9 protein-coding genes are annotated in these 11,865 nt (G+C 40.3%); 1 reads left to right on the top strand and 8 read right to left on the bottom strand.

Translation table 11 applies throughout. From position 1 onward, the window contains the following. On the top strand, nt 1-1,038 hold the full coding sequence (locus ACE1B6_RS19260) for an ABC transporter substrate-binding protein (RefSeq protein WP_413258876.1): 1,038 nt from the start codon (nt 1-3) through the stop codon (nt 1,036-1,038). Between the two features lie 110 nt (nt 1,039-1,148). Here ACE1B6_RS19260 and ACE1B6_RS19265 read toward each other — a convergent pair whose 3' ends face one another. The 8 genes from ACE1B6_RS19265 to ACE1B6_RS19300 all read right to left on the bottom strand — a co-directional run bounded on the left by ACE1B6_RS19265 (nt 1,149) and on the right by ACE1B6_RS19300 (nt 11,666). Beyond that, nucleotides 1,149-1,454: an energy-coupling factor ABC transporter substrate-binding protein gene (locus tag ACE1B6_RS19265; RefSeq protein WP_413258877.1), complete on the bottom strand. Its 306-nt coding sequence runs from the start codon at nt 1,452-1,454 to the stop codon at nt 1,149-1,151. Between the two features lie 3 nt (nt 1,455-1,457). Beyond that, nucleotides 1,458-2,180 carry an energy-coupling factor ABC transporter permease gene (locus ACE1B6_RS19270; RefSeq protein WP_413259001.1) on the bottom strand — a complete coding sequence of 241 codons (723 nt, stop codon included), beginning with the start codon at nt 2,178-2,180 and terminating at the stop codon, nt 1,458-1,460. Nucleotides 2,181-2,253: 73 nt separating this feature from the next. Continuing rightward, entirely contained in the window at nt 2,254-2,577 is a 324-nt protein-coding gene (locus ACE1B6_RS19275) for an antibiotic biosynthesis monooxygenase family protein (protein WP_413258878.1), read from the bottom strand. Nucleotides 2,578-2,772: 195 nt separating this feature from the next. Then, nucleotides 2,773-4,551, bottom strand: coding sequence for a coiled-coil domain-containing protein (locus ACE1B6_RS19280; protein ID WP_413258879.1), 1,779 nt, complete (start codon nt 4,549-4,551; stop codon nt 2,773-2,775). 413 nt (nt 4,552-4,964) lie between these two features. Then, nucleotides 4,965-5,975 (bottom strand): dihydroorotate dehydrogenase-like protein, encoded by a 1,011-nt coding sequence (locus tag ACE1B6_RS19285; RefSeq protein WP_413258880.1) that lies wholly within the window; start codon nt 5,973-5,975, stop codon nt 4,965-4,967. A 193-nt stretch (nt 5,976-6,168) separates the two neighbouring features. Then, nucleotides 6,169-9,828: a pyruvate:ferredoxin (flavodoxin) oxidoreductase gene (nifJ, locus tag ACE1B6_RS19290; protein ID WP_413258881.1), complete on the bottom strand. Its 3,660-nt coding sequence runs from the start codon at nt 9,826-9,828 to the stop codon at nt 6,169-6,171. Nucleotides 9,829-10,703: 875 nt separating this feature from the next. After that, entirely contained in the window at nt 10,704-11,318 is a 615-nt protein-coding gene (locus tag ACE1B6_RS19295; RefSeq protein WP_413258882.1) for a CP12 domain-containing protein, read from the bottom strand. Between the two features lie 69 nt (nt 11,319-11,387). Beyond that, entirely contained in the window at nt 11,388-11,666 is a 279-nt protein-coding gene (locus tag ACE1B6_RS19300; RefSeq protein WP_413259002.1) for a GTP-binding protein, read from the bottom strand. Nucleotides 11,667-11,865: the final 199 nt, after the last annotated feature.

Genomic DNA, 11,865 nt, shown 5'->3' on the forward strand with positions numbered 1-11,865 from the left:
ATGAATCTGCGATCGCGTCGAAAATTTTTGTCTCTCATGGCAGCTAGTACCGGGCTAAGTTTGACAACTTATCTGGCTAGTTGTCGCCAAGAATCGGAAATTTCAACTAACAATACCTCACCCAATTCTAGTCCAAAACTCAATTCATTGGGACTAGGTGGTTCAATGATTATGATAATGTTGCCACTCGCTTACTTACTAGAAAAAAGTCAGTTGCGAGAAGCGGTTACAGAGATTAAATTCTCAACCTTCAAAAATCACGATCAGCTAAAAGGATTGATCGCTTCTCAACAGGTGCAAATATCAGGAACTCCTACCGAACTTTCCGCCAGTCTCTATCAGCGAAACATTCCCGTACAACTTCTAAATGTGATGATTTGGGGCGTTTTTTATGTGCTTTCACCGCAACAAAATATCAACTCATGGCAAGATTTGCGGGGAAAAAAGGTGCTGATTCCGTTTAAAAATAGTATGTTAGAAAATATCTTTCGCTATTTGTCTGTTAAGGCAGGATTATCACCCGATCGAGATGTGATAATTCAATCAACTCAAGACTTCCCACAAACGGTACAATTACTCTTAGCTAAACGTGCCGATGCCGCTTTATTTTCGGAACCGATCGCCACTTCTGCACAACTGAAAGGCGAACAACAAGGAACACCACTTTATCGAGTACTTAATCTCCAAGAAGAATGGGCAAAGGTAACAGGTAAAAAACCGAAAATACCGCAAGCTGGTACAACTGCATTGCAATCATTAGTAAATGATTCGCCACAAATTGTTCAGTTAATCCAAACAGAACTTCGGAAATCTGTTGACTGGATTGGGCAAAATCCAGATGCCGCTTCCGAGTTAGGTGCAAAATATTTGGAATTGCCACCAAAGGTAATTCAACAAGCACTTAAATTTACACCTTTTGAATTCAAAACGGCAGCAGAAGCTAAAGGGGAATTAGAGTTTTGGTATCAATGTTTGGCGGAAGAAAATCCCAAACTTTTTAATGGGAAGTTACCGGACGATCGCTTTTATTCCAGTTAAACTTAAACACGATCGCAATTCTTTGATGCAATCTTTGAGCAACTTCTGCTAAAGTTCTATTCGTAGGGTGCGTTAGTGTTAACTTAACGCACCATTTCACTATTATTTTCTTAATTTTCTTCTCGGTTACGTGACTCTTGTCTACCACGATATAAGCCGATCGCATAACCAATCACACCAGCACCCAACCCCGCTTGTAGCGCAAACAAAAGCGATTCAATTTCACCGCTGGCAGGTTCAAAAATGGGAGTTGCCCAAGGTTTATAGTTGGGATCGATCTCTTGAATGGCGGATTCTGCTTCGCCGTCGGCTCCCCCAAATTCGGCTCCCCGAATTAGGATTAAAGGAGCGATCGCTAAAGCCACCACACCCAACACCAAAAGCCAATTATGCCAACCTTTCCGGGAAACTTGCATTTTTTATGCTCCTTCTTTAATCATATTTAGTGCTTGTAACTCTTGGTGGTTGTAGGTGACAAGCCAGTTCCACACCAGCACTGTGAGCAACCCTTCACTAATAGCCAGCGGGATTTGAGTTATCGCAAAAATCCCCGCAAATTTGCCAAAAGCGACCCAAAAACCACCCACCGCTGCCGGAAAAGCCAGCGCCAGTTGAGCCGAAGTCACTACATAAGTTACCAAATCCGCCAGAGATGCTGCCAGAAAAATTGCCAATGTTTGTTTACCGCTGGTTTTCATCACCAGTTGATAAATGCCGTAAGCGACGAATGGGCCCACTACTGCCATTGAAACGGCGTTTGCTCCCAAGGTGGTTAAGCCGCCATGAGCCAAGAGCAACGCTTGAAATAACAATACCAAAGCGCCGAGAACGGACATCACGGCTGGGCCAAATAAGACTGCGCCTAACCCTGTGCCTGTGGGATGAGAACAACTTCCTGTGACAGAGGGAATTTTCAAAGCCGACAACACGAAGGTAAAAGCCCCAGCTAATGCTAACAGCAATTTAGTTTCTGGATGTTGGCGGGTAATGCGGGTGAGCGATCGCAAACCCCAAATCAAGAAAGGAATAAACACTACCCACCAAAATACAGCCCACTGCACTGGTAAAAATCCTTCCATGATGTGCATTGCCTGAGCAGGATTAGCCGATCCAATTACTAAATAACAACTGAGTCCTGCCATCATTAAAAGGCGCGATCGTTGATATATTTTCATGCTTTTACTAAACGAGAAACTGATTCATTTAATCAAGAAATCACTCTTTTGGTGAAATTTCGCTAACAACTTCATAAAAGTCTGTTAGAGGTGTAGTTGCAAACAAAGGTGTCATTTGTTGCAAAATCTGTTGATAAGCTTCCGATTGATTTTCGCCCATATCTTGTTCGCTTTCCCAGAAAATTATCGCAATCCCTTTATCACTATTGGGAATTTGTAACAAATATGCGCCTTGGAAACCATGATCGTAAGTAGAAATTGCCTTTTCATAAAGTTGTTTAGCTTCTTCAAATTTCCCCGGTTTGAATTCTCCAACAGCTACATAAGCAAACTTATGCCGCAAAAAGTCTAGAAATTCTGACATATCTAATCCTCTTTATCAACCAGTAATGCACAAGATTTTAGTTTACCTTACAACTGTAATTTGGTGAAGTGCTGATGGGAAAACTTTTATCTGACCCTAGAATTTTTCGATTTTCGATCGCCGATTTTAGATTTGTAATTTTATCTGGTTCAGGCTCCGCCCTTGAGGGTGGAATAAATCGAAAATCTGGTACTCTTAACTTTTTGACATAAAATAGTTGACTATTTCCCGTAATACGCTACTTGTAGCATTAGATTGTGTAGTTAGTTTGAGGACATCACCTTTTAATGCACCACTATTTTTCAGACTCATGACTGCATCAGACAAACTATGCCCCATGAAACCAGTAATCAATACTATTAGGTCACAATTGCTTAATTTTGCTTTTAAACAGCCGTGATTTAAATATCTTCTTCTTGACGAGTCAATCTGAACATATTCCTGCAAACCATACCTATTTTTTAATTTCGATAAAACTGCAAATCGAGTGTTTTCATGTCCGCCAACTAAGGCTAACCGAATTCCTGATAAATCTATATTTTCTGATGGTTCGGAAAAATTATGAGTATATTGCAGCAGTTCTTCTTCTAGGTCACGAATATTATTTAAGGCTAATTCATAATCTTGCTTGAGTTGCTCATTTTCAGTTTTTAACTTTAGTTTATCATTTTCTAAATCTTGATTTTCCTGTAAAAGGTACTCTTCAAATTCTTTAGAGTATTTACTAATTTGCTCGGACTCTACTCTAGCGGTTTCCAATGAACTTAAAAGTTCTTTTACTTTGGGATTTCTGGCTAATTTCTTTTCAAGTAACTGAGATTCTCGTTCCGTTTCTTTTAGTTTTTGGTTGAGATTTTCAATCAGTTGCTTTTGTGCCTGAATTTGGTTTTGAAATTCGATTTTCTGCTGCTGGGTAGCTTGCAGATCTTGGCGCATTTCTTCGAGAATTTGGGTTTTATTTTGTTTCTCTATCTCCCAGAGTTCGATTTGCTGCTGTAGTTGGGCGATCGCTTTTTCTCGCTTCTCAATTTCCCCTTGCGCTCCCGTATTTAATGACTGCATTTGTACCAAATCTTTTTGCAGTTGTGCCAAGGTTTTCACCTGTTCTTGCTGCTGTTCTTCCTTTTCAACTAATTCTTTCTCATAGTCAACAATATCCTGTTTTAACTCTTGGATTGACTCCTCTTTCTCTGCTTGTAAACCTCTTATTTCACCAAGAGCTTGCTCTTTTTGAATAATTAATTTCGGAATTAGTTGATTTTTTTCTTGTAACTCTAATTTAAGACGTTCCAGTTCTTCTTGTACCCTTCCCTGCTGCGAACGTTTGTGATATAAAAGTGCTTCAATAAATATCCACGAAGCAACTCCTCCTAATAGATAAAGTCCAGTAGTGAGCAAATAATATCGATGATTGCCAGTTGCACTTAAAGGGTTGAATAACCACTTACTGTAGTCAGCTATAAAGCTTGGTGGAATTCCTCTTACATAGTAAACCCGCCCAATAACTTTGCCTGAGTTAATAATACCAGTAGTAGTTCTTTCTGTAGATCTGGGATTAGAATAATCACTTTCAGACAGCAGGGGCGGTGGATCTCTCAAAACATTATAAGGATGAGCGAGTAAATCGATAACTTTAAGTTGATTTTTCCAAGAAAGCTGAGAATCTGAAGAGTAAATAATTTGTTGCTCTGGGCATTCTTTTACTTCAGTTTTACAATCAGTTACGACTATGCCAAATAATCCATAATTGCTATTAATAGTACGCTGTATTTCTTTCTCATATCCTGCTAATATTAAAGCAGATAATTTTGTCGGCAAAGTATGAGTTAAGATATTGATATCAACTGTCTGCACTTTATAAATGGTGTTATGCCAATAACCTTTATATTGTCCCCAATTTGAAATCATTGCTAAGCTGATGGCAACTGAGCTAATTAAACCGAGCCTACCTAAACTAGCAAATATTATATTCATAATGGCTGTGTTATTTTGTTACAAGCTTTAACTATTACTACGCTATTTATCAATTTCTTTCGTAGTAATATAATTGGGGTATTTCGCTGTTCTTCGTTTCTAGTTAAGCAACTGGCATAATTAGTAGGGTGCGTAAGATTCTAGGATTCGAGAACGTCAGGGTTTGAGTTTCTGACCCACTCTACCACTAATTAAGTTGTAATTTTACGAAAATATCTGTCTTAATAAACATCCTAGACACAGCAAACTGTTTATGTCAAATATTAGTTAATAATTATTTGCATAAATAAACTTTTTTAGATGATTTATTACTATTTTTAATAATTGCTACTTACTTGACCTTCTGCCTTCTGCCTTTTATAAGAAATTCCCAGGTTTTTTTAATTACCTGGGAATCAACTAAATCCTAACTATTATGAGAGAGCAATAGCAGGTTTGTAAGTTTGAACTGCTCGCATATATTGAGCACGTTCAAAGGCTGATTCGTCTGGACAATTGATTTGACTCATACTACCAATCATCTGTTGTACTGACTCATATTCATGCTCAATCATCCAGTGTTTCATTTCATTTTCAATTTCCCGAATATGGGTGATTCCATGACGCATTAACACGGAACAAACTTGAGCAATTTTTGCTCCAGCCATGAGCATTTTAATCACTTCTTGTCCTTTGTGAATCCCGCCTGTTGCTGCCATTTCTGGGAGAATTCTTCCGTACAAAATGGCAATCCAACGCATTGGTAAACGCATGGCTTGGGGTGTACTTAATATGATATTTGGACGAACTTCTAACTCGTCAATATCAATGTCTGGTTGATAGAAACGGTTGAATAAAACGAGTCCATCTGCACCTGATTCTTCTAGGCGTTTTGCCATGTATGCCATGTTGCTGAAGAAAGGACTTAATTTGACAGCAACGGGAATTGTTACGGCTGATTTGACGGCGCGAACAATGTCAATATAATTTTGTTCGACTTGTGCGCCTGTTGTATGGAAATCAGTAGGCACAAAATAGATGTTTAATTCTAGTGCATCTGCGCCTGCTTCTTGGATTTGGCTGGCAAAATCTGTCCATCCGCCGATCGTGCTACCGTTAAGGCTGGCGATAATCGGAATATCAACCATTTGTTTGGCACGGCGAATATGATTTAAATATTCTTCTGTACCGACGTGGAAGATATCTGGTTCGGGAAAATAGGTAAGTGCTTCGGCAAAACTTTCGGCATGATAAGTTAGGTGATGGTGTAATTCTTCCCGTTCTTGGCGAATTTGTTCTTCAAACAAAGAATGCAAAACTACTGCACCTGCACCCGCATCTTCCATTTTTCTAATGTTGTCTACATTCTCGGTCAGGGGTGCTGCGGCTGAAGGTACAATAGGCGATCGCAGCGTTAATCCCAAATAATTAGTAGTTAAATCCATTCTGTTTCTCCTAATAAAATCAGGCTAGCCTTTAAGTTGGGGACTGGGGACTGGGGACTGGGGACTGGGGAAGTTTTGAGTTAGTAAGGGCGGGTTTAGTAGACAGCTTTTGTAACTTACAATCAATCTTTTGACAAAACCCGCCCCTACAGAATTTTTCTGCTTCCTTGACCCCTGTTCCCCTGCCTTTCAATTAACCTTTTAACGCTTCGGGTTTTCCGCCTGTTGTTTCTTCGTCTTTGTTGGAAGTTTCACCATTTTTGCTATGACCAGTATGACCGTTACCGTTAGTAGTATGTAACTGACGGGCGGCTAAATATTGGTACATTTCCCAACGAGAATTTACGTCTTGTTGTGCTTCTTGAAGTAGGCGTTTTGCTTGTTCCGGTTTGCTGGCTGTTAGCATCTTAAACCGAGTTTCAGCGTACATATATTGATCGAGGGGAAGTTTGGGCGATCGACAATCTAATTGCAGCGGATTTTCACCTTTAATTGCTCGTTCTGGATTGTAACGATACAACAGTTTAGCACCAGATTCTACTGCTGCTTTTTGTTGTTGCATTCCAGTGGTCATGTTAATTCCATGAGCAATGCAGTGAGAATAGGCAATAATTAATGATGGGCCGTCGTAAGCTTCTGCTTCTAAGAATGCTCTCAAAGTATGTTCATCTTTTGCGCCCATTGCGACGTTAGCAACGTAAACATTGCCGTAAGTCATCGCAATTAAACCGAGATCTTTCTTAGCAGCAGGTTTTCCAGCAGCGGCGAATTTTGCTACTGCACCACGAGGGGTGGCTTTAGACATTTGTCCGCCAGTATTTGAGTAAACTTCGGTGTCCAAAACTAAGATATTTACGTTACGTCCGCTAGCAATTACATGGTCTAATCCGCCGTAACCAATATCATAAGCCCAACCGTCTCCACCGATGATCCAAACACTCTTCTTGACGAGATAATCTGCGAGGGATTTTAGTTGTTTGGCGTTGGCTTTAACGCTGTTATCCGATGTAGAATTAATTACTTCGTCTAAGCGTTGTTTTAGGGCGGCAACTTTTTCTCGTTGTTCCCAAATGTCGGCTTCGTTCTTTTGTTCGTTGTGAAGGATTTCGATCGCTAAACTTTCCCCAACTTCGCTGGATAATTTCTTCAGTAATTCGGCAGCAAATTCGGTTTGTTTGTCGATCGAGACTCGGAAACCTAAGCCAAATTCGGCGTTGTCTTCAAACAAGGAATTCGACCAAGCTGGGCCTCTTCCATCGGCATTTTGTGTCCAAGGTGTTGTGGGTAAGTTTCCGCCATAAATTGAGGAACAACCTGTGGCGTTGGCAACTACCATGCGATCGCCAAATAACTGACTGACTAATTTCAAGTAAGGAGTTTCGCCACAACCACCGCAAGCGCCTGAGAATTCAAACAAAGGTTCTTGCATTTGTTGTTGACCAATTTTTGTCAACTTCAATTTGCGGCGATCGGGATTTGGCAAGCTTAAGAAATAATCCCAATTTTCCCGTTCTGGTTCTCTTAATGGCAATTGTTCTGCCATATTAATTGCTTTCAGTTTCGGTTGAGATTTATTCTTCGCTGGGCAAACATCCACACAAACACCGCAACCTGTACAATCTTCTGGTGCTACTTGAATGGTGAATTTTAAGCCTTTCCAATCGTGGTCTTTGGCGTTAACACTCTTGAAAGTTTCGGGGGCGTTTTCTAGTTCGCCTTCTTCGTAAACTTTGCTGCGAATTACGCTGTGCGGACATACCATCACGCACTTACCACATTGCACGCAAACATTGGGGTCCCAAACGGGAATTTCTTGGCAAATGTTACGTTTTTCCCATTTCGATGTTCCGGTGGGATAAGTACCGTCAACTGGCAAAGCACTAACGGGAAGTTCATCGCCTTTTTTCGCTAGCATTTGTCCTAATACTTCGCGCACAAATGCGGGTGCTGTGTCGGGTACAGCAGGACGGATGCTAATATTGCTATCGATGCGATCGGGAACTTTTACTTCAAATAAATTGTCCAGACTGTTGTCGATCGCCTTCATGTTTTTCTCGACAATTTCTGGCCCTTTCTTGCCATAAGATTTCTTGACGAACTTCTTAATTTGGGCGATCGCTTCTTCTCTGGGCAATACTCCCGAAAGGGCAAAGAAACAAACCTGCATCACTGTATTAATTCTGCTTCCCATGCCGCTTTCTTTCGCCACTTTATTGGCATCGGAAACAAAGAATTTCAGTTTCTTGTTGACGATCGTTTCTTGAACTGAACGAGGTATTTTACTCCAAACTTCTTCGGGGCCATAAGGACTATTTAACAGGAAAGTTGCTCCCGGTTTGGCGATATGCAACATTTCAAACTGTTCTAAAAATCCCCATTGGTGACAAGCAACAAAATTGGCTTGACTAACTAAATAAATTGAGCGAATTGGATTAGGCCCAAAGCGCAAGTGAGATACTGTTACTGAGCCAGATTTCTTCGAGTCATACACGAAATAACCTTGGGCGTAGTTATCAGTATCTTCGCCAATAATTTTGATTGAGTTTTTGTTCGCACCGACAGTTCCATCAGCACCTAAACCATAGAATACTGCCCGAACTACGCTATCTGGTTCGATGCTAAATTCTGGGTCATATTCTAAGCTGGTGTGGGTCAAATCGTCGTTAATTCCCACTGTAAAATGATTCTTCGGTTCGGCAACAGCGAGATTATCAAATACAGCTTTAATCATCGCTGGGGTGAATTCTTTGGATGATAAACCGTAGCGTCCACCTACTACTTTAATGCCAGTCCGATTTTCTTCGGTTAAAGCAGTAATTACATCCAAATAGAGAGGGTCGCCACCTGCGCCCGGTTCTTTGCAGCGGTCTAAAACGGCGATCGATTTAACTGTTGCTGGTAATGCTGCTACTAAGCGTTTGGCATCAAACGGACGATACAATCTAACTTTTAATACCCCAATTTTTTCGCCGGAATTGTTGAGATAATCGACGGTTTCATGGGCAGCTTCGCAACCGGAACCCATTAAAATAATTACTTTTTCCGCTGCGGGATCGCCGTGATATTCATACAGTTGATATTGCCGTCCAGTTAGTTTGGCAAATTCATCCATTACTTTTTGGGTAATGTCTGGACAAGCTGAATAATAAGGATTAACTGTTTCCCTGGCTTGGAAATAAACGTCGGGGTTTTGAGCAGTTCCTCTTAATACTGGGCGATCGGGTGTTAATGCTCTTTCGCGATGAGCAAATACTAACTCATCGGAAATTAGCGATCGCATATCATCTTCGGTCAACAATTCTACTTTTTGAACTTCGTGCGAAGTGCGGAAACCGTCAAAGAAATGTAGGAAAGGAATTCTTGATTCTAAACTAGCTGCGGTGGAAATTAAGGCGAAATCATGCGCTTCTTGCACTGATGCCGAACACAACATGGCAAAGCCAGTGGAACGGGCTGACATCACATCGCTATGATCGCCAAAAATCGAAAGTGCTTGGGCAGCTAAACTACGGGCAGCAATATGAAATACTGTAGGCGTTAATTCCCCAGCAATTTTATACATATTGGGGATCATTAATAATAATCCCTGAGATGCAGTAAATGTTGTTGTTAATGAGCCTGTTTGTAGCGCCCCATGAACTGCACCAGCAACGCCACCTTCGCTTTGCATTTCTACTACTGATGGCACTGTTCCCCAGATGTTGGGTTTAGTTTCTGATGTCCACGCATCCGCCCATTCTCCCATCGGTGAAGATGGTGTAATCGGATAAATGGCAATTACTTCATTTAGACGGTAGGCAACATAAGCTACTGCCTCGTTACCGTCGATCGTTGCATAAGTTCTTGTAGTCATTATCTCAAACCTTTGTTAGCCACTAGGTTTTGCTGGTTTTTTTACAGAATTCCGTTGTTATTTTTTATCCGCCTAAATTCTGTAAGACTTGTTTATCTTTGGCTAAAATCATCCATATTTTTTGAACTTTACACTATTAGGAACACGGTGATTATTTAGCCTGATTAAAACAACGTTTCCGTTGCTTTTTTGTTGATAAACCAGATCCGAAATCAACCCAATCCTTTACTCATAAGCATTATCGGAGAAATTTTCAGGGAACTTTCCCAATACTCCTTACTTCTATCATCTAACCAAAGATGGATTATAGGGACAAGTTTTTAGTATTTCTTAACCCTGTATCAAGATTTGGTAACATTTTATGAAATTAATAGAAATGGATGTAAGCTTGGCAACCGATCGCTCGCTGACAACCGACAATTAGAGAGACTAATATCCTCTCTAAGTGATAAATACACTCAATTATTTAGTCTGATTTGATACTAATGACAGCTAAATCTGTAAGTCTTTGTTTAGCGGCTTCTCAGTCAATAATACTCAGGACAAAGCATACATGAACTGCTTTTAAATTGCTCTTAATACTGCCATAATCTATATCCAAAAATTGCTGCTATTAAGGCATTATGAAATTTTGCTAAAATTATGGGGATTGGCAATTTTTGATTGATATCATTAATACTCTCTAAGAAATACTAGTGCTAGAAAGCGACGCTCGATGAAACAAGAATCTCCCGCCACAGCGTCGCTTGGCGGTGAGAGTGTCAATACCATTAACTAAACAGCTACCAACCTAAGCCGGGACAAATTAGTTCCCTGTTCAGAAGTTCTCTGTTACCTTCTTTCACTAAAATGTCCGGCTCGATTACTGATAGTTGCTAAACATCATATATCCGAGCTTCTTGAGCATCTGGAAATTCCCTGCAATACTTTTCAAAAGCTGTTTCTTCCAGTTTTCTGGCGCGTTGGTGGGCTGCTTCAGCTTCAAGTTCTTCAACCACATCCCAAGCAACAGCACATTCTCTGGAATTTGCGCCTTTTTCGGCACAAATAGCGCGGGCATTTTCAACTGCTTTTTGAATTTCTTGTTCGAGGAAACTTTGTTTCGGACGTTCTACAAAGTCGCCTTTACAGAGAATATCGGAAATGGAAATTATGCCCAACAATTTATCTTTAATTACTGGTGCAATGCGAATGTTAGTATTAGCAAATAACCGAGCTACATATTCTGCACCCAGGTCAGGATTGACCACAACGCAAGGTTTGGTCATAATTTCATAAACACGCACTTTTTTCGGGTCTAGACCAAAAGCTGCTACTTTGTAAACAATGTCGCTGTCTGTGACTATGCCGTAAGCATCTTGGTCGTGGCGACGCTCTACAATCAGAGTGTGCAACCCTTTTTCCCGCATCAATTTTACTGCTTCCGCCGCTGTCGCTGAACCACGAATCGTGACAACTTCTTTGGTCATAATTTCTGATGCTTTTAACATTTGTCTACCTCTAATTCTGATCGATCGCCATTAGTAATTATTCCTGAAATAGGAGTTATTTGTCAAAGACTAATGGCTCAAAACGTTAGTACTAAATTGATGAACGATGTGTTTTTTATAACAACTATTTAGATCATAATCCGCAGGGCAAACTAAATTACCGACGTTTTCAATAATTAACAATTGGATACCTAGAAGGTAAATTTTTGTAATCGCCTTGGCTACCATATCAGCTGCTAGATGGCAGAGATTTTCGGTAGTGATTTGAAAAACCTGTATGCTAGTTTTCCCTAAGTATTGAGCATCATTGTCAGTTTCCGAATCTCCTACAACTACCGCTGTGAGAATGCAACTTTCCTATTCGGAAATACAACACTATTTTTCCCGATCTGGGAAAAGAAAAAACATTTAAAAACCCAAGATTTTTTTAAAAAATAATTCCGATTTTGTTCCAGTTGATTGGCGATCGGCTTGTTCTATTGCGATCGCCAAAGCATTTTTAACAAACAAACTTCGTATTTACTCCTCTGAAATCTACCTGAAGCAG

The organism is Floridaenema fluviatile BLCC-F154 (genome assembly GCF_041929135.1).
GTDB classification, from domain to species: Bacteria; Cyanobacteriota; Cyanobacteriia; order Cyanobacteriales; family Aerosakkonemataceae; genus Floridanema; species Floridanema fluviatile.